Here is an 18,578-nt window from a genome sequence, read left to right as displayed (position 1 = left end):
CACCTATACATGTCTCTGGCGGCGGCGGAACAGCGGGCTCATCGCAGGCGCGATCTCGCCCGATTCTCCCTCCACGCCGTCAGTTTCTGCCCATAAGAGGGCAACGGAATTATTTGGTGTGTTGTGATCTAGGATCAGAGGGAGAGCGCATCCCCCATAGCCGAGACCAAGATGCGTCACACCGCCGACGTCCGTGTGCTTCGTGCGGATCGCAGGATCATAGTAGATGTTGGTCAGTTCGATGAAATCGGAGAAGCTGTTGCCAGGGGCATTAATCGGAAGCTCCGGAGGAAGAACTGTCCCGAATGAGAAATTTACCGCCGATGCCCAGCCATCCGATGTAAGGGCTGCTCGCGCTTCTTCCTCGCGTTGAACCATGATCGAAGACGCGGCATGGGTGCCGATATAGTGGTGGATACAGAGTTGCCAACCGTCCGCGAACATCTGCTTGCCGCCCAGATTTTCCCTGGCAAGCGCGATCGACTCCTTGAATTTCGTCAGCTTCCCCGACCACTTCTTTTTGGCCTCGTTATACCGGAGGAACGACGTCCCTGTTCCCATAAAATCGTCGATAAGGTAGACAAGCCTGAACTTTGCCTCCTTGTCTTGAAGTGACTCTTCCAAATTGCCGAGAAGATCCTGCCATTTCTCGGTATCGAGCTGCGTCGAGACAACGAGCTGCTCGTTGTTCAAAAGCCCGACATTGCTGTGGCGCAACCCATCGATACGGGCGCCGTCGCTCAGGCCCATGAAAAGCGTCTGCCGTCGCAAGCGGTCAACGGCCTTGCTGGCTTCCTCGTCAGCATAGACCCTGTATGGCGGAATATCCCTCTCCTTGGCGACCATGCGCACAAGCCGATCCTGCACGATCTTCGGATAGAGCTGCTCGACCAGTCGCTGCATTTCACTGGGGCCGATGTAGACCAGGGCCTTTCGGACAAAATCGTAAGCGGTTCGGCGCTGTTCTGCACTTTTGAACTGCTGCAGCCACGTCGCGAGGCTTTCGATGAAGCGCATCCCGGCCTGGAAGTCCCGGTATCCATCATATTTCAGGCGCGCCATCAGCCGAAGCCAGCGGAATTCGTTCCGCGCTTCGTCGTCGCTCCATTGCATGATTTCGCTCAGAACCCTCAAGCCGAGGTCTTCATTCATCGAAACGCCCCTTTTCGGAACCGAAGCCCGCCATCCGCTGGTTCAAGCGCCGCGAGATACATCCGCGTGACAGCCACGCCTCGCTGGCCTGGTTCGGCGAGGTTCCAGCATGTCACTGGATCGACGCTTACCTCATCGACGCTCAGTCCCATCGGTGCATTCAGGAGGTCATAGTCATTGCCGGGCCAGCGCCCTCGGTCTCCGATCGTCAAAATTTGCCCACCCGTAACGGACTCGCGAACATGGTCGATGACATTTGTCTTGCTCACGCCGCTTGCAACGATATCGACCGAATGACTTGAGCGGGTGACGATTGCTTCCTTGCAGCCTGTCCGGAGGATAACTTGATGAACGATGTCCCAGAGGCGGTTTTCTGCCATGAACCTGCGTGGCTCCAGAGTGATCTGATATCGCCTGTTCGTTTGTTTCGCCGAACCGGACAATTCTTCACTGACAGCGAGAGCTTCCGCCAAATCCTTTAGCTCCGGGCAAACCTCGTCGGTTCCGTCGGGAGCAGTGTCGTCGCTGAGAGCACCAATCATGGCACCATTGTAATAACCGACGACCACGTGCGCCCAACAACTCTCTGGGAGGATCTTCCTGAGGTCGGTCCTCACTGACACGCCGCGGCCTGTTGCTATGCTGAGGACAGCGTTGCTGTCGACAATCCTTGCAAGTTCAGTCGCGATTTCTTCGCCTGCCGGCTGAAACCGGTCACGGGTATCGACGATTGTGCCGTCATAGTCGAGGATCACACCGCGGAACGTGATCGCTTCCAACTGATCGACGAACGCCGAATGCGCCTTTTGCCAGTGCGGGAGGGCATCCCGTTCGGTCAATCGCCTGATCGTTTCTCCGGTCTTGCGTTCGATCGCGGCATTTATTCGTTTTGCCCGTACGTCAGCCGCTGTCACGCGCGCCTTTCCCGGCAGGCTGAGATGATAAAGCTTCCGACCGAAGTCCGGAACACCCGGCTGGCCCGGATCGATCCCTCGCGCCGCGCCTGCCCATCCGGTGATGTGCAAAGCAGCCAGCAACGATCCGAGCAGTGCCGCCGGACCGCGCCCTTCGATCTCCAGCCGCGCCACCGGGATGTCTTCGGGAATGAGGTCGAGCGTGCGGTTTGCGATCGCCTTATCGTCATCGGTAATAAATGCCAGAACCGCGGTATCATTCCCGCGCTTCGCCAGCCAGTGATGGCGGCCGTGAGCAAAGTTCCGGTAGTCTGCCAATTGCGCCACGCCTAGCGCCGCTTCCGTAAATTTCGATTCGAGGTCGATCGCGCCGACTTTTGTCGAAGGGCCGAAGAGGACGATTGTTGTCGGTCGCGTCCAGAGCGCTGCTGCTCGATCTCGCCAGGCATGAACCCTGCTTCCCGAGGTCTGTGTAAGGGGAGCTATCGTCGAGACCACTTCGTCCCAGGGCGCAAGCGGATCGAACACCGCGGCGTATGCTCGGGCGAGCAACGTCGTAAAAGCCAGCAGCGAATTTGTCGCCAGAAACCCATCTTTTCCAGCCGGTGGCGGAAACAGCAACAGATCGGCAAAAGGATGGCGATCGCAGATTTCGGTGATCGGACTGCCGGCGCGACCACACATTACGGCGACCTGGCGGCACTCTCGCTCAATGAGAGCCAGGGCCGCGGCATTGATGTCGACATTGCTCCCGCCAGCACTCAACAGCCAATGACTGACAAAGGCTTCCAGCCTTGAATCAACTGCTTCGAGTGGCGTCTGCACGAGCCCGACCTTGCCGGTATTAGACTGGTGCAGCGACGCCAGCGCGTGTGCAGCTGTCAGCGAGCCACCGGATCCAACAGCCACCAAAGAAGACAGGGCCGCCGTTTTAACCGCGCTCTTCAGCTGCTCGATATCCGTTGCGGAGGCCCACTGGAACGTTTCCTCCAGGCGAGAGAGTTCGGACGCGTAAGGCTTGGCCATGAAATATCCCCGTTCGTTTGCGATGGGAACATAGCAAGAACACGCGTCTATTTCCACTGCGGTAGTGGGATGTTATCTAATACGAAATTTCGGCGCGCGGGAGTCGTTGACACACATGACAATGGGAAGGGCGAACAGTTATCAACAGTTGCATAACGCCTCCCCCACTCGACCACGTGAGAATCTCGAAATTTTATGGCATTCCCATTCATGGAACGTAGTTCTGTAGAATCGATAACACCCTTTTCAAAATCGGCAGCCCAGAACACGCGACTTGCCGGCACTCCTTCTTCCAAGCTCGAGGTACAATGGAAGCTCATCCATCCCTGTCGGCGCCATTCGTCGTACCTGAACCGATTCGACCGGTCGAATCGATGGGACCGTACGACCCCTGCTGGTGCAGGTCCGGGAAGAAGTACAAATGGTGCCACTATCGGCGCGAGCAACAAAAGCCGATAAATATCTTTGAGGTAGAAACCGCCATGTTGGCGGAATTGCGGGCTGGCTACTGCTCTCATCCCGATCCGTCCGACGATCCCTGCAGCACGACAATCACAAGAGCTCACACAGTTCAACGCAGAGGTGGTCTCGCGGCAATCGCTGAAGGTGGACACGTGTTGACTGTCAAACCGACAATGAAATCGATGATTGAAACCCGGGGAAATCCGGTGCCGCGCAAGATCGGCGTCGGGAATGCCTCCGTCTTTCCCGGCTTCTGCAGCAAGCATGACACGACGATCTTCAAAGCGATCGAAGGGAAGACCGTAGCGATCGATTCATCGACCGCTTTCCTATTTGCCTATCGTGCGATCGCCTATGAGCGCTTCGCAAAAGAGGCACAGTTGCGGAGCGCACCCATCCAGGCCGAGATGGACAAAGGAAAACCCTTCCGTACACAGGCCTACATCCAGTTATATCTGAACTCCGCTTTAACCGGCATCAATACAGGAATGGAGGATGTCAGTCGCTGGAAAGCTGGATACGATGAACGATTGCTGTCGGGCAGCCGGGACGGCTTCCGTTATTTCGCCGTGCGGTTCGACAGCGTCCTGCCTGTGGTTGCCTGCTGCGCATTCCACCCGGAGATCGATTTTCACGGAAATCAGTTGCAAAGGCTGGCGAGACGCGGTTCTGACTTCGAGCACATTACTCTGACCGTGACGGCCTTTGAGGGCGAAACGATTGCTGTTTTTGGATGGATTGGTCCAACTGACGGCCCGGCGGCTTTGCTCGCTCGTTCATTTTCCGGCCTTTCCACGGACCGAAAAGCCGATGCATTGATCAAGCTGCTTTTCCTTCAGTCCGACAACATTTTCCTTCGGCAAAGCTGGTGGGATGGGCTCACAGAGCAGAACCAAAAGCTGTTTCAAGGCCTTTCGAAGAGCGGAACTGCCGAACGGGCCAGAAAGGTCTCCGACCTGGCGGACGATGGCACGACATTCACAACAGCGCTCGCTGTCGACGTGATAAGCAGTGAGCAGACGGATCCTGTGGCAAGCTCTCCCAAAGCTTCGGCCTGAACGAAGGAAGGATGTTCGCGCGCATGGAATTGATCAAAGCAACCGACGAAGATTTTCACTTCGTGAGATCATGGCTGGCGGACGAGGAAAAATCGTACCAGCGGCTGCGCGGCGACGACCCATATGGCGATTTCGACAGAGGCTTCTGGTGCAATCTTTCGGTTATCGAAAGAAACTTCGAGCAAGGCGAGCTTGAGGTCGTCCGAATCGGTGGCAAAGCCGTCGCTTTCCATTTCGGGCGGTTTCTTTCGCCCGGCATCACGGAGGTGCATCCCCTCTACAGGGATAAGGGATTGGGTACTGCTATCGTGAGGCAACTGCTTGCACGAGCTTCGAGCCTGCGAGTGTGCAGACTACACGTCTCCTGTATCACGCAACGGTCGGCGCAGTTTTGGGAAAAATTCGGATTTCATCCGCGCGACGCCGACGCAGACGACCGCTACAAGATCCTGGACCACCCGATCGAATTACCGCTCGCAGCACCCCAGATGGTGACGGTAGAGTTTTTCGGCGAGGGTGCGTGGTACACGCAAGGGTCAGGTGGAAAGCCCTATAAGACAGTGGACCTTCCGTGCGTTGTCGCCGACGGCAGGGTCCTGCTCAGCGCAATGTGCCACGATGCAGTAGCTGACCGTGACAGTCCCGGCGGTGATCGGCACGTTCGCGTCGTCCTGGACGGCGAAACAATCTTTCAAGACTGGATCGGTACCGGCTCTTCGAACGCGTTCGGATTTGGCCGCAACCCGCACTGCTATACAACCTGCGCAGATTCGTTTAATCTCTCAGTGCTAAAGCGCGCGTAGGTCCGGATGGAATCCCTCTTCCGTTTAATAACCTGCCTCTGCGGGGTTCATATGCGGATGCCGAGCGATGATCATCCCGGCCGTCTGGGTGACATGGCTTGGAATACCACGTTGCGTCAGGAGATAGTCGAGGCATTCGAGGATGGCCTTGAGCTTATTAGGAGCCGCCCCTGGGACGCTGACCTTTTTCAGTCGCTTGGGTTGCTTTTGAAAGCTCCTGTTGAATAGCCGGTCATGATGCGCACAAATATTTCGCAAGTCGACCAACGCCTCGATCCAACTCGTAAAGACCTCATCCGAGCCAACGCCAAACTGCGCCGCGACTGCCGTCCGGACCGAACTGTCGAGGCATTGAAATATGCGGGCCGCGGCTCCGAAAGTTAGAAACTCTTTCATCGTCCAGATTGGGGGCAGAACCGGATGACCATATGTTTCGCGATAGTGTTTCGCCCGGCGATCCTTAGACTTCTCATACACTGATGCAAAAGCCTGCAGCGCTTTCAGGTTCGACATAGGATCCTTGAAGGCGCCTACCGTATAGTACGGATGACTTCCGAAGCTGTGACTCAGGGTTTCGGATATGCTATTTCGCAGGAGCAGCTCGAACTGACCCACTGCGATGAAGCAAGCATCTCGCAGTTTGCCGTCGCACTCATAGAGCTGGATGATGTGCTGATAGGTCGTTCCAGGAATAAAGGGGCGGCCCGGTAATCCCAACTGCCGGCGGCTCAGGAAGTAGATGCGCAGGCGTTCGTAGCCGATGGTGTCAATTTTCCGCGCAGCTACGTTCGGCTGGCTTATGACTAAGCCCCGTGCTCTGAGGTGGGCGATGCGTTGGGCCGCCGTTGCGTGCGGTTTATGATAAGGTAAGAGAGCCATTCTGAAAAAGCGAAGGGCCACCCTTTTGCACTCCCCGAGAGGACGTGTGGCGGCCCGTGACGCCATCTATATAGCTGATGTCGCCGGAAATTTCAACATAAACCTTCGGGAACGGCTGCGTTCATCATCGAAGCAAAATGCCATCGATGTAAATGTTGCGCGAGATTTTCCCCCAACCGGGGTTCATGTGCACGCCGCTTCGAGGAAAAGTCCGAAGAAAGGCCGCTACGTCGTCCAAGCTCGCGCAGTCGACCGGCGCGACATTAGATCCGAAATGGTGACAGACGAAATTACCAACAGAATCCCGCTCAACAACTTCCGTTACGAACCCACCCACAATACGTTCGATCTTAGTAATAGGCATTCGTCTCAAATCCCATTTTAGATTATCTCCATGCTCGATACCAGAGGCTTCCATTGCGACATTGTAAGGTCTTCCTCCACCCTCTCACGGTGGTGGCCGCTCCGAGCGTTCAGCACAGCTTCATTCACACGCTAGCCGACGAGTCCTCGCCCTCCTCAGCTTCGCCATGTGAATCGATTTCTGCCTGCACGGCCTGTCCGCTGAGCAAGCCTGCATCCTCGAGCGCCTCGATGTCCGGCAGATCGCGCAATGTCTCCAGACCGAAAGCGGAGAGAAAGTGCGGCGTCGTCACATAGGTATAGGGCGCGCCGGGCGTCGGGCTGCGCGGTCCGGACGACAGGAAGCCGGCGCCACGGAGAGCTGCAATCGTATCGCGGCTGACCTCTTTTCCAAATATCTTCGACAGGTCGCTGCGGGTGACCGGCTGGAAATATCCCACCGCCATCAGCACCATCGCCTCGAACTCCGACAGCGCCGCGGCCCCTCCTCGCGTTGGCGCCTGTGATGCACGGATCGCGGGCGCGTAAGCCGAACGGCTTCGGTGCTGCCAGCCGCCGGCGACCGAGACCAGTTCGTACGGCCGATCACGGAGTTCCTCGCGCAGATCATCAATGAGAAGATCGACGCTGCAATCGCGACCGACCACCCGCGCCAGCGTCTCGCGGCTGACGGGCTCAGCGGAGGCAAAGATCACCGCCTCGACCCGCAGCATCCATTCCCGCCAGCGCAGTTCCGGCGGCAGGTCCTCTAACTCGCGATCGAACAGCAAGTCATGCTGTTGCTCTTTGGCCTGACGCCGGCCGGTTTTGGCTGCGCTCGCTCCTACCATCGTCACAATCCAAAAATTCGGAAGGACGAGCGGCCGGACAGCTCGCGCACCGCGTCAAGATTTTCGAGACGCTCGAACAGCCGGTTCGCCGCCCAACGGGACAAGTTGCTGCCGGGCGCCGAGGCGGGCACTGCGTCCTCGCTCAGAAGTCTGCGGATGACGGGCTCGGCACCTTTGGTGCGCAGCCTCGGCGCCACGGCCAGCAGCCGTGCAGCCCGACGATCGAGCTCGACGGCAGACCGAAGCGCGGCGTCAACGCCATCGACCAGCGCCAGGCAGATCGCTTTCGGATAAGCCGGCTCTCCCGGTCGAACGCGACCTCTGCCGCCGATCGTCCGAAACGCCGGTCCATAGCGCTCCAGCAACAACAGCGGCACGGATTTTGGCCATTTGAGCTTGTGCGCCAGCACGGCGTCGGCCAGGCCCAGGGCCAGCACCTCGGCATCCGGGCGAACGGCAGAGATCGCCGTTATCAGGTCCGCCACCGCGAAGGGTGCTGCTCGCCCGGACTGATTCGTAGAATCAGCCATATCGGGAATCAGGGCAAGGTTGTCGCACCAGCTGATCCCCAACAGCGCGACAAGCTCCTTAACGAACGGCGTGGTGATTGTCCCGGATCGGCGTGTCAGCATTCGGGTGGCCAAAAACAGCTTGCCGGCCGGACCGGGATCGTCGCCTGTTGCCGTCAGCAGGATGGCGTCACGCAACGCGTGTTCGTTCTCGTTGCGGCCAACCATTCTGGCGGCGATGGCAGCCGATTTGAGGACGAGGCGATCGCGCCAGCAGCCCAGCCAGGGGGGCTCAATACGGAGCAGATCATCAAGTGATTTCAGTGCGATACCGGCGGCGAAAGCGGCGTCGGCTTCGCTGACGTCGCGACCGCGCGACAACGCCCAGGCGGGCAGCTTGGGCGGCCAGAGCGGCGACGTCAGCGATGTGGCGGCAAACGAATCCATGCGGCAGAGCATAGATTATGCGTGCAGTTTTCACCATAAATATAACGTCAAACCGCACAGCCTGTCGAAGGCAAAAAACGTCCGATAAGATTGCATTATCGGACGTTTTTTTGGCAGACTTGAAAGCGACGAAATTCGCGTGTAGAAATCTAGAAATAACGCTATTTTTCTAGATGGAAACTATCACAGATGAGCCTCAGCATCAAGGATCCGGAAGCCCATCGCCTGGCGCAGGCAATCTCCCACGCCACAGGCGAAAGCATGACCCGTGTTGTCACCGAGGCGCTGCGTGAGCGGTTCGCCAAGATCGAACGGCGAAAGGGCCGGGCCAGCGTCGAGGAGCTCCTGGCGATCGCCGATCGCGCCGCAGCGCACGTCAAACGCCCCTATGTCGATCACGCCGATTTCCTTTATGACGAGAACGGCCTGCCGAAATGATCGTCGATACCTCGGCGCTGGTCGCAATCCTTTACCGTGAGCCCGAGGCCGCGAGTTTCGTTAAGATCATCCATGACGCGGAACTCACGCGGATTAGCGTCGCCAATTACGTAGAGTTGTCAATGGTGGTCGAGGGTCAGCTCGGGGCCGATGGCATGCGCCAGGCCGAGGCCTTCTTCCGGCGCGCCGGCATCATCGTCGAGCCGGTCACGCTCGAACATGGCGAGTTGGTCCGACAGGCGTTTCTCGATTTCGGCAAAGGCCGTCACAAGGCCGGTCTCAATTTCGGCGACTGCTTTGCCTATGCTCTGGCGAAAGCGTCTGGCGAACCGCTGCTGTTCAAGGGCAACGATTTCGCTCAAACCGATGTCCTAGCGGCGTGATCATGACCGACGATGAACTATCCCCCGGGTCTGCTCCAGCCGTGATGCCGCTTGCGAATGAGCCCCCTCCCCTGCCGGCGCATCTGCAGGATCTGACCGAGCGGGCCTGTGGCTATGTCGAGGCAGCGAGCTCCGCGAATACCCGCAAAGCCTATGCCAGCGACTGGAAACACTTTTCCGCCTGGTGCCGGCGCCGGAACCTGTCGCCCCTTCCGCCGGATCCGCAGGTTGTCGGGCTCTACATTACCGCCTGCGCCTCCGGCAGTGCCGTTGGCACGACTGCGCGCGGCGACAAACCGAACTCAGTCTCCACCATCGAACGGCGGCTTTCGGCGATCGGCTGGAACTGCACGCAGCGCGGCATGGTACTCGACCGCAAGGATCGTGCGATCGCCACTGTCATGGCCGGCATCCGCAACACCCACGCCGCCCCTCCCCGCCAGAAGGAAGCGATCGTTCGCGACGATTTCATCGCCATGCTGGAGACGCTCGATCACGGTACGTTGCGCGGCCTGCGCGATCGGGCCATGCTGCTGATCGGTTTTGCCGGCGGCCTGCGCCGCTCGGAAATCGTCGGGCTCGACTGCGGCCGTGACCAGACGGAGGACGGCCGCGGCTCTTCGGATGCCACCTGTCCGGTGGTCGCGATCGAAAGCTGGATCCGCTTCGCCAGGATCGCCAAAGGCCCACTCTTCCGCCGTGTGAAAGGCCAGGGCAAGAACGTTGGACCGGATCGCCTGAACGACAAGGAAATCGCCCGACTGGTCAAGCGCGCCGCGATGGCGGCCGGAATCCGCGGGGATCTGGCAGAGATCGAGCGAAAGCTCAAATTCTCCGGCCATTCGCTGCGGGCGGGGCTTGCCTCCTCTGCCGAGGTCGACGAGCGTTACGTGCAAAAACAGCTTGGCCATGCATCCGCGGAGATGACCCGCAGATATCAGCGGCGGAGAGACCGTTTCTGTGTCAACCTCACGAAAGCATCTGGACTGTGACGCTGAGACTGCTCTCCTCATCGTGTGGAGAGGCAGTTGCACAGTCCTCTTCTCGCTACAGTCCCCGCGGACGCGCCATTTGGACGAGGCTTTGGAATTTCCTCCCATCGGCCAGCTTCGGCTCGGCTGCGGCGATCCGGTCGAGAACCTTCTGCAGGTCGAAGACAGATCCCGCAGGCTTCTTTCCGACCGCCGCACTGACCACGTCCAACATTTTCGCCGGCGCCGAGGTAAACAGCACCTCATCTGCCTTGGCGATCGAATAAGCCGCGTTTCCCTGTTCCTTTTCTTCCGGAACGATGAACGGCAAGATGGCGTCGGCAGCTTCGGGAAACGCCTCGCCGGTCGCTCGCAGGATCTGAAGAAACTTGAAGGTGACCGTGCCGCTCAATAGGTCGACGTCCTGCGGCCAGATACCCCGGAACACCGGTCCGACCACATTTCGCCATCGTGCCAGCTTCTGATCCGGTTTTGCCCTTTCCATTTCTTCGGCAAGATCATGCGCTACCGACCGGAGGGCCTCCGGTCTTGTCCGCCGCAGGGCTACGCGTGCCTCAACGAACGAAAGATCGTACTCTGCGTCACCGGTCTGGTTGGCCAGGAGGATCGAGATAAGCCACCCCGCAAAGGTCCTTATGACTTCGTCCGGCACTTCAACGCGCCGGAAGAGCCGCAGGAACGGTTCCTTTGTCAATGCGAACAGTCGCGCTCCGCCGATGAAGCGGGAATATTGCCGTGCGGCCCACACGGCCGGTGCGTCCTGAGCGTCCCAGGCAAAAAGCGGGACCAGCCTTGCAGTCGTCCACTCGGGTGCACGATCGAACATGAAACTGAGCTCGGCGGCGAGGCGCGTGCGGGCAAGCAGCCCTCCCCTCCCCGGCATCTCGATGAGCGCGTCGAGCCGCGCAACAATCTCCTTGGCGAAGAGCGGATCGCTCTCCGAAGACGGCATGAGCTGCAGGAGAACTTCCGCAAGCTTTCCGATCGGGACGTTCAGCGCCTTTTGAAAAAGTTCGCTGTCGGGGATGTCATCGCCCTCTTCCTCCGGAAGCACACGACACAGCCTGTCCCACAACAGCCAACGGAGTTCCTCCTGGGCAAGTATTTCGGGCTTGCCGAGCCATTCGGCCGCGTAACTTGCGATCTCGGAGAACGATGCGTCGGGCCATTGCAGCAATCGTGAGCTCACTTGCTCTGCAGCGATCGGATCGGCGGCGATCGCCGCCGATAGGAGAAGCTGGCGCCACGCGTTGGCACGCCAACGCCCCATCTCCGCGTCAACGATCAGCGCCCGCAACGCCCTGTCAGGCTCACGTTCGCAGATCGAGCGCCAATTCTGACCGTCGCCAAAATCGGCCTCAGCATCTTCCTTCAACGCGACCTCAACCAGTTCCTGATCCGGAATGTCCTTCAGTTTCTCCGGCTGTGAAAGCAGCCGCTCCGCACTGGACTCATGCCAGCTATGAAACCCCGATTGCGCTTCCGGCCGCAGTTGCCATTCCGGCCAGCGCTGAAGGATCGCTTCTTGCAGATCGCGTGTCTCCGCCGACAGGTCAATCCCCGCTCGCAGGAGATTGCCGATGAGGTCGAACCTGCTCCGGTCAATGTAGCGGTCGACATCAGCCCCTTCCCTGAACCAGTCCCCCGGCGGACCGGAGCGGATGCGCGCCTCAACCGCATCGCGCCATTCCGCCGAGAGATCGTTCCAGCGGTTCACGAGCAATCGGTAGAGCTCGACGGTCCCGGCCGTCAGGAACAGTTCCGCGCTCGGCAACGTCGTTAGCACCTTTTTAACCATGTCCGCGGGGACTGTCGGGTTCCCGGCGGCAAACAGCGCAAGCCGATGATTGAGCTTATGCTGGCTGGATATCCAGGCGGTGACGAACTCCCGCGCCCGTGCGGGATCCTTGTCCGCAAGGCGGGTCCAAATTTCGGCGATCGTCCGCACGATCGGTAGAAAACCGCGGCGATAACGGTTCTGCGCATGATCGCCAACCGAGGCCACGTCGAAGTCCGTTAGTCCGGAGCCCCGATTGGATTCGACACCAATGTCCAAGGCATCATCGAGCGTGTTATCGAGCGCATGAGAAAGCGCTGTGACCAGCTGGAAATCGGCCTCTGGAGGCGTATCGCCTGACCAAGCGGAGAGCACCTCGTCGATCCCGATATTTTCCTCCGGCTCATAGTCGACCCGCATCAGGTCGTGTACCGACGTCGCCTCTTCCGGCTTGTCGTCCTCGCGGCGAAAACGCCTCTCGATCTTGAGTTCCGGCTTCAACAGTTGGGTCAGGCGGCTTACAGTCTCGGCGGATCGGTCACCGTGCTCAAGCGCCGGAAGCAGATCGTACCAGCCGGAAGCCGGCGTCAGCCCGCGCTCATTGTTTCGCATATGTCGGATCAGAAGCATCCAGCTCTGCTTCAGGAATGGCGCAAGCGCGTCACCGGATCGATTGAGACTATAGCTGAGGGTGTCGGCAACCCCAGGTCCGAACAAAGCAAGCCTGGCCACGACTTCGCTCACCGCCCTCGGATCGTGCAGGTTTTTCCCAACCCAGGCTGCAAGCCAACGGTCATCAAAACGCACGAGCTGAAGCTCCCCCAAGGCCGGCAACCAGGCGAGGGAAGGATTTGCCTCCACCAGAAGGGCCGCCGCATTCCCACGCCGTGTCAGCGAGCGCAACTGAGCCCTTTCGAATTCAGCAGCTTCTCCGGGAGAGCCTGCTAGGATTTCGTTTACTCGTGTCCGCTCGAAATCGGACGGGTGCTCGACGTAGCGCGCCCAGGCCGAGAGTGTCGCATAGAGAGCGTCGTGGCTGGCGAACTCGAGCGGAATTACGCCCTTCGCACGCCAGTGGGAGGCAGAGCCATCCGAAGAACGATCCAGGGCATAGACCTTATTGAGGTCGGGAAACCGCTCCCGGTCGACGTCGAGGGTCTCCAGAAGCAGCCGCAAAGCAACGTCCTCTGCACCGTAGCCGACGAGCACAAGCGTTGCGGTCCGCATGCGGTCCTCAAGGTAGCGAGATGCCCAGCCGTCGCGCAAATAGGCATCGCCGAAATCCGCGCTGGTGAGGATCAGGTCGCTTTCGGCAAGATCGAGTTCCGGATCCGCAAGCCGCCCGTGCAGGTGATGGATGCCGAAGTCGCGGGGCCCGCCGGGCTTGGGCAGCGCCTTCATCGCTTCACTCGCTCGCTCCTCTGTCCGTCGTACCGCCGCGCGCTCGAACAGAGTATCGAAATTGGTCGTCAGGACCCTGCTGTGTCCTTCCCGATCGCGCGACAGGACGACAACCGCCTCATGATCGGGGAAGATCCCACCGGCTGGCACCTGGAGTTTCGCTGCGCATGCAATGCGCACCGGCGACGTCGCGCTGCCTGGGCGACGGAGCCGCTTCTCCAGCGCCCGGAGGGTGCGGTCGTATTCCCTTTTTTCGAAGGATTCCTTTTCCGGCGGATCGTCCTCATAGGTTTCTCCAAGCTCGGTGTAGATCAGCTCCGTGAGTTCCTTAAACAGTGGCAAGCCCACCCGTCTCGAAATCCCGGCCCCACAAAGGAAGACGACGTTACCGCTGAGCGTCTCGTCGACCAGTTCGTCCGGTATGTCAGGTGTACCCTCGATGAATCTCACGATACCCCAGCCTTCACCAACATTGCGCCCCATCCTATCAGCACGATGCCATTGTCCGATTCCCTCTTACGATACACTGCTTTAGAGTCCATTGTTATTCGGATAGAGGGCGGGCGATGAGCGTCTGCCCCAGCGAGAACTCTCCATGCGCGCCGAACCCGTAGATACCCGCGGTGAGCTGCCAAACGACAGCGACGGCGGACACCTGCTGGCCATCAGCACGGGACGGTATGTCGCGTCCGTCATGCAGGCTGGGTCGAGAACGCAGCCGCCGCCGGCTTCAACGTCATGTGCCCTGTAATGCCCGTTGATCTTCAGGCACTCAATGACATGGTCCTGCCTGAACTTAGCAGGGATGGTCTGCGAACCGACCCGGACGCCGGGATGTTAAGAGCTCGGTATGGGTTGCCGATTTGGTGATGCAGATCCGCCTAGAAAGAGGCGGCTTCCGGGGCTCACCTTCCTACTTCGTCGTGTCGAGAAACGCGTAAAAAGCTGGCAGCTAAGCAACAATCCAAACAGCCGAAAATGCCGATAAAGGAATAATGTTCATTTTCAATAGTTTATCCGAGTAGGCAGCTGCCAACCTCTAACCTGCCCTTAAACTAGCCTCCCCATTCGCCTTCAGCAGCGCCATAATCATAGGGCCGAGTGAAAACTCCGCTCGCTCGGCTCGCCGCGTCAGATCCCGCAGGTATCCGCCCGCCGAGTTGATAAAGTTGGCCCTTTCCAGAATGCAAGCCACGGCCACAGCGGCATTCTCCGGTCCCATTGCATCACAGGCGTCTTGATAAGCCGACGGGCTTACGCCCAACACCGATCGAACCACGACCGCCGCCGACATCAAATCACGCCAGTTTTCGACGGAGCCGCCCTGACCGTAGTCGCAGATCGTGGGGCAGGCCTTAAGAACCATTCCAAGCGGAAATGTCTTTATCGGCCCACTCCCGCCCCCAGTAGGTTTGCTCACCTTCGCCTCTGGCATTTTTCTGGAGCCAGGTTCAAGTTCATTTAAGGATTCGGGGTTTGAATTCTGTATGTGCTGCTCACTGTGAGCATGATTGCTGCTCATGGAACTTGAAACTTCGTGCGTTTCCAGTCGATTGACGATTTCTTCCTGTAGCATTCGCATTTCTTCGAGGATGGCTTCGACATCTAGTAGGGCCGGGGCCCGGGGGATCCTGCCCACCAGTGCAACATACATGTTCTCGAAATCCACCCAGTCCCCATCGGCACCTTCCTCCATAGCTGCTGTAATCAGCTTGCGGACGTCCCGACGGCAAATCGTCAAACTCTCCTTTGCCCTTCTCAAGGCGGCGCGGTCTGCCATAACCTGCTGCGCCAAGACTGCCAATTCTTCGGAGCGAGCGAGGAGGGGAGAAAGGTCGAACCCGAATGCGCTTTCCACGGTTCCTGTGTTGTCCTTCCGAGCATATCGTTTGCCGTTGGCGCTGTCCTTGCGAACGATCAGTCCGGCCTCGACCAAGACAGCGAGATGCCTACGCAGCGTGGCTCCGGCCATGCCGTGCGCTCGCAGCGCAAGCTGAGCATTGGATGGAAACACGATCATCTGCGCGTCGTGGCGCAACTCGTTTTCTGGATAGAAGGTCAATAGCGCGTCAAGCACGGCAAGGCTGTTCGATTGAAGGCAAAGCGGCACCATCGCTGCAGAAGCATCCCGGAAGACTTTCCACTTCTCGGCCGTCTTTCCGGCCTTGATCTCCGTCGTCTGCCGACGCACGAGTGCGAGCGTCATTGGCCGCCGCCCGAAGGGCGTCGTTACACTTCCTGTTTGCATTGTCTTCTACCTTTCAAAAGGCAAAAGAAATCCGCTCACCAAAACGGTGCCAAAAGCTCTTGACGAGGATTCGAGGAAATGCGATTCTGTAGCTGCTAGACTTACAGATCGGGTTCCACGACGGCGACGTTGTGGGGCCTTTTCTTTTGCTGCTTAAGCTCCTTGTTTCTGTTTCGCTGCCCGGTGTGCTTCATAGAGTGCCGGGAGTTGTTCCACGATGAAGGCCGCAAAATCTGGCGTAGCCTTCTTGTCGATTGTGATTTCCATCTTGATCTTGTTCTGCTTCAACTGAGCAAGTCGTTCACCTCCCGGGGTCACCAGGACCTCTGGAGCGCCGCGCTGAGCGCGTGTCGGCTTTAGATGCGTCACGACAAGCTTGAAGCGTTCATCGGAAGGCGATGCCTGCACGACATCTGATTCCGCGAACAACGTTGCGTCCTTGGAAGACGATCCCTTTTCTACGAGTTCCGCCAGTTGTTGCCAACTCGGTCGACCAACACTCGGCGCAGGGCCAATCGCCTCAATCAAATCAAGAGGCAGGGCGTCAACAACCATAAGCATCTTTGAGAGCGTGCTCTTGTCGATTGACAGTGAAGACATGATAACGTCCCGTGGAAAGCGGCTTTTTAGCGTAGCAGCAAATCGGGCCTTCTCGATAAAGCTCAGATCCTGTCGCTCATTGTTCTCCTGGCCCTGGGCTACGACAAGCTGTTCGTCGGTCAAGTCTCGAACGATCGCTTTCACCGGCAGCCCCAGCTCGCTCACGGCCCGGTGTCTGCGGTGACCAAAGGCAACCTGATAGCGGCCCGGCATCTCGGGATGAGGGCGCACAAGGATAGGCACCTGCTGACCTTGTTCCTTGATGGATGCCTTCAGGCCGTCGATATCGCCCGGCATGCGATCTTGCGCGAACGACGGATCGATTTCCGCAGCATCGAGGTCGACAACAACCTGCCCTTCGGCCAGACGTCTTTCGATTTCGTCGGCTCTGCGGGTGCGATCATTCAGGTTACCGATCGACTCGCTTACGGCAGCCATTGATTTCGGTTTCATGAGCGGTTTCGTAGGCAACGAAAGCCCGTCATCCACGTCGCTGAGATGGTCGAATATCCCTTTCCGACTCATGATCTCCCCCAAACCTGCTTTATCAAACCTTCAATCTCAGCGTTAACGTTGTTCATGGATTCCAAAGCCCGATCGTAAGTCGTTCTGGTGAACTGCCCCCGTTCGACCTCAAACAGGGTCTGGTTGGTCAGGCCGGCATCCGAAATCGCCGTGCTTTTCAGCATCGAGTTCACCATGACATCATCGTCGAACATGCTACGAAGCAAAGCGACCATCTGGTTTTGCGGCCCGTCGGTGGGTTCGAAACGCGTGATAAGAAACCTCATCCAATTGTTCCGATCATCCGCGCCGACGCTGGCAATCTCATCGAGCAGATCGCTAGTCATCGCTAGAAACTGGTTCATGGACATCACATCCAACATCTGCGGATGGACGGTGATCAGGACCGAGGTCGCTGCGGTCAGCGCGGACATCGTGAGGAAGCCGAGTTGAGGAGGGCAGTCGATCACGACCACATCGTAGTCGTCTCCGACCTCTTCGATTACAGTCTGGATCCGTGCGAAGAAAATCGGCTCATTCGGCCTTTTCTGCATCAGGGCCTTGGGCGTGGTGTGCTCGAACTCCATCAACTCGATGTTTGCAGGAATAAGGTCGAGCCCCGGGATGTATGTCTTCCGGATCACCTCTCGCATAGACCGACGATCGTCGTCGTAGCGAATGGCGCCGTAAATCGTTTCGTTCTCACCCACATCGAGCTCTGGCTGTGTGCCGAACAGGGCGGAAAGGCTCGCTTGGGGATCGAGGTCGATTGCCAACACGCGATATCCGCGGAGTCCAAGATATTGGGCCAGATGAGCCGCGGTCGTCGTCTTCCCGGACCCGCCCTTGAAATTCATGACCGCAATAACCTGGAGATCCTCGCCTTCGGTTCGGTTCTGGACGTATCGTCGGGGCACCCGGGCTCCGCGCGTGGTTTCGTCAAGCAGCTTTCGCAACTTCGCAACATCGGCGACAGTATAGACGCGGCGGTTGCCCGGACCGGTCAACGGCTTGAAGTCGTTGTCCGCGCGACCTTCCAAATCCGCAACGACTGTCCGAAGGTAACCTTCGGCAAGCCCCAGAAACTTCGCCACTTCTGCAGGCGTGAAGTTTCTGATGGTCTTTTTCGCGAGCGGAGGAAATATCTTTGCTTGATGGGCCTGGAGCTGTTTCGACAAGGTGTTCGAATGACGTCGCACGACCTCCCGCAATGGGGAGGCCTTTGGTGCTGGTGTCTGCTTGATCTTCGCCATTTTCTGCGCCTGTGGAGATGATCTGCGGTATAATGCGGGCTCACCCCATAAACTCCGCAGGTCCAATAAGACGCGAATGCTGCGAGTCTGCAAGAGTTTTATCATTAACAGAAAGTTAACGTACACGCCAAGATGCAAGGGCCAAGGGCGAATCTACAATAGGTAACCGAGGGTTAGGCGGATTTTTCTCTTTGCAATGTGCCCCCACTAAATGCAGATTTGCACATAAATTGAGGCATTTCGCAGGGAGTGAATCAATGCACCTAGCAAGGTTCACTCGCGACTCGGCAGAATCACTGGGCACAAATCAGCCAAGGCCCAAGCTGTACGGGATGATACCGCCTCCGCCGGCCCGTTGAAGACCTCAAGGTTCTAAGGCGATATTTCGCTAGCGGTCGAAAGGGGAGGGGCGAACTTCGCCGGCATCATCGTACGAGCGGCTACAGGCTATTCCTGGTGGCTCGGCGTCCTCGACCGTGGCGATAATCTGGATATCGACTTGTCCTAACAGTCCTAATTCGACAGTCACCTCGCAATCG

Annotated in this window: 14 protein-coding genes and 1 pseudogene; 6 read left to right on the top strand and 9 right to left on the bottom strand. The window is 58.3% G+C overall.

Annotation, left to right across the window (positions count from 1 at the left end):
• Positions 1 to 3: 3 nt before the first annotated feature.
• Together ADU59_RS00075 and ADU59_RS00070 are read right to left on the bottom strand one after the other, a co-directional pair.
• A complete protein-coding gene (locus ADU59_RS00075) occupies positions 4 to 1,152 on the bottom strand; it encodes a phosphoribosyltransferase-like protein (protein WP_068950526.1) in 1,149 nt (382 codons plus the stop codon).
• A complete protein-coding gene (locus ADU59_RS00070) occupies positions 1,149 to 3,092 on the bottom strand; it encodes a sucrose-6-phosphate hydrolase (RefSeq protein ID WP_068950524.1) in 1,944 nt (647 codons plus the stop codon). Before ADU59_RS00070 ends, ADU59_RS00075 begins: the two co-directional genes overlap by 4 nt.
• 308 nt (positions 3,093 to 3,400) lie before the next feature.
• On the opposite strand from ADU59_RS00070, the pseudogene ADU59_RS31355 reads away from it, so the two are divergent.
• From ADU59_RS31355 to ADU59_RS00060, 3 genes and pseudogenes are all read left to right on the top strand, one after another.
• Positions 3,401 to 3,529, top strand: a pseudogene (locus tag ADU59_RS31355) (SEC-C metal-binding domain-containing protein); the annotation flags it as partial.
• 180 nt (positions 3,530 to 3,709) lie between these two features.
• Complete coding sequence (locus tag ADU59_RS30155) at positions 3,710 to 4,612, top strand: hypothetical protein (protein ID WP_244506325.1); 903 nt, start codon at positions 3,710 to 3,712, stop codon at positions 4,610 to 4,612.
• A 23-nt stretch (positions 4,613 to 4,635) separates the two neighbouring features.
• Positions 4,636 to 5,415: a GNAT family N-acetyltransferase gene (locus tag ADU59_RS00060; protein ID WP_158515681.1), complete on the top strand. Its 780-nt coding sequence runs from the start codon at positions 4,636 to 4,638 to the stop codon at positions 5,413 to 5,415.
• 24 nt (positions 5,416 to 5,439) lie between these two features.
• On the opposite strand, the gene ADU59_RS00055 is transcribed toward ADU59_RS00060, so the two are convergent.
• The 3 genes from ADU59_RS00055 to ADU59_RS00040 all read right to left on the bottom strand — a co-directional run bounded on the left by ADU59_RS00055 (position 5,440) and on the right by ADU59_RS00040 (position 8,443).
• Positions 5,440 to 6,315, bottom strand: coding sequence for an Abi family protein (locus ADU59_RS00055; RefSeq protein ID WP_244506324.1), 876 nt, complete (start codon positions 6,313 to 6,315; stop codon positions 5,440 to 5,442).
• Between the two features lie 467 nt (positions 6,316 to 6,782).
• Positions 6,783 to 7,487 (bottom strand): SMC-Scp complex subunit ScpB, encoded by a 705-nt coding sequence (gene scpB / locus ADU59_RS00045; RefSeq protein WP_068950514.1) that lies wholly within the window; start codon positions 7,485 to 7,487, stop codon positions 6,783 to 6,785.
• Positions 7,488 to 7,489: 2 nt separating this feature from the next.
• Positions 7,490 to 8,443: a DUF1403 family protein gene (locus ADU59_RS00040; RefSeq protein ID WP_068950791.1), complete on the bottom strand. Its 954-nt coding sequence runs from the start codon at positions 8,441 to 8,443 to the stop codon at positions 7,490 to 7,492.
• 189 nt (positions 8,444 to 8,632) lie between these two features.
• Between ADU59_RS00040 and ADU59_RS00035 the strand changes: the two genes are divergently transcribed.
• Genes ADU59_RS00035 through ADU59_RS00025 form a run of 3 tightly spaced genes read left to right on the top strand, consistent with a single transcriptional unit; the run spans position 8,633 to position 10,256 of the window.
• Positions 8,633 to 8,881 carry a type II toxin-antitoxin system VapB family antitoxin gene (locus ADU59_RS00035; protein WP_068950512.1) on the top strand — a complete coding sequence of 83 codons (249 nt, stop codon included), beginning with the start codon at positions 8,633 to 8,635 and terminating at the stop codon, positions 8,879 to 8,881.
• Positions 8,878 to 9,264: a type II toxin-antitoxin system VapC family toxin gene (locus tag ADU59_RS00030; protein WP_068950510.1), complete on the top strand. Its 387-nt coding sequence runs from the start codon at positions 8,878 to 8,880 to the stop codon at positions 9,262 to 9,264. Before ADU59_RS00035 ends, ADU59_RS00030 begins: the two co-directional genes overlap by 4 nt.
• 44 nt (positions 9,265 to 9,308) lie before the next feature.
• Positions 9,309 to 10,256: a tyrosine-type recombinase/integrase gene (locus tag ADU59_RS00025; RefSeq protein WP_068950508.1), complete on the top strand. Its 948-nt coding sequence runs from the start codon at positions 9,309 to 9,311 to the stop codon at positions 10,254 to 10,256.
• A 55-nt stretch (positions 10,257 to 10,311) separates the two neighbouring features.
• Here the strand turns inward: ADU59_RS00025 and ADU59_RS00020 are convergent, their stop codons facing one another.
• The 4 genes from ADU59_RS00020 to repA all read right to left on the bottom strand — a co-directional run bounded on the left by ADU59_RS00020 (position 10,312) and on the right by repA (position 18,039).
• A complete protein-coding gene (locus ADU59_RS00020) occupies positions 10,312 to 13,884 on the bottom strand; it encodes an SIR2 family protein (protein WP_158515680.1) in 3,573 nt (1,190 codons plus the stop codon).
• 589 nt (positions 13,885 to 14,473) lie between these two features.
• A complete protein-coding gene (gene repC, locus ADU59_RS00015) occupies positions 14,474 to 15,682 on the bottom strand; it encodes a plasmid replication protein RepC (RefSeq protein WP_068950504.1) in 1,209 nt (402 codons plus the stop codon).
• Between the two features lie 153 nt (positions 15,683 to 15,835).
• Positions 15,836 to 16,807: a plasmid partitioning protein RepB gene (gene repB / locus ADU59_RS00010; RefSeq protein ID WP_083198066.1), complete on the bottom strand. Its 972-nt coding sequence runs from the start codon at positions 16,805 to 16,807 to the stop codon at positions 15,836 to 15,838.
• Complete coding sequence (gene repA / locus ADU59_RS00005) at positions 16,804 to 18,039, bottom strand: plasmid partitioning protein RepA (protein WP_068950502.1); 1,236 nt, start codon at positions 18,037 to 18,039, stop codon at positions 16,804 to 16,806. The genes repB and repA overlap by 4 nt, the downstream gene beginning before the upstream one ends.
• Positions 18,040 to 18,578 lie beyond the last annotated feature (539 nt).

Source organism: Pararhizobium polonicum, assembly GCF_001687365.1.
Lineage (GTDB): Bacteria > Pseudomonadota > Alphaproteobacteria > Rhizobiales > Rhizobiaceae > Pararhizobium > Pararhizobium polonicum.
The sequence above is the reverse complement of the archived record's forward strand: the minus strand, read 5'-3'. Positions and strand labels throughout refer to the sequence as shown.

Coding starts and splice junctions, on each gene's coding strand:
- ADU59_RS00075 (WP_068950526.1), bottom strand. CDS start 1,152: ATGAATGAAGACCTCGGCTTGAGGGTTCTGAGCGAAATCATGCAATGG.
- ADU59_RS00070 (WP_068950524.1), bottom strand. CDS start 3,092: ATGGCCAAGCCTTACGCGTCCGAACTCTCTCGCCTGGAGGAAACGTTC.
- ADU59_RS00060 (WP_158515681.1), top strand. CDS start 4,636: ATGGAATTGATCAAAGCAACCGACGAAGATTTTCACTTCGTGAGATCA.
- scpB (WP_068950514.1), bottom strand. CDS start 7,487: ATGGTAGGAGCGAGCGCAGCCAAAACCGGCCGGCGTCAGGCCAAAGAG.
- ADU59_RS00040 (WP_068950791.1), bottom strand. CDS start 8,443: ATGGATTCGTTTGCCGCCACATCGCTGACGTCGCCGCTCTGGCCGCCC.
- ADU59_RS00035 (WP_068950512.1), top strand. CDS start 8,633: ATGAGCCTCAGCATCAAGGATCCGGAAGCCCATCGCCTGGCGCAGGCA.
- ADU59_RS00030 (WP_068950510.1), top strand. CDS start 8,878: ATGATCGTCGATACCTCGGCGCTGGTCGCAATCCTTTACCGTGAGCCC.
- ADU59_RS00025 (WP_068950508.1), top strand. CDS start 9,309: ATGCCGCTTGCGAATGAGCCCCCTCCCCTGCCGGCGCATCTGCAGGAT.
- repC (WP_068950504.1), bottom strand. CDS start 15,682: ATGCAAACAGGAAGTGTAACGACGCCCTTCGGGCGGCGGCCAATGACG.
- repB (WP_083198066.1), bottom strand. CDS start 16,807: ATGAGTCGGAAAGGGATATTCGACCATCTCAGCGACGTGGATGACGGG.
- repA (WP_068950502.1), bottom strand. CDS start 18,039: ATGGCGAAGATCAAGCAGACACCAGCACCAAAGGCCTCCCCATTGCGG.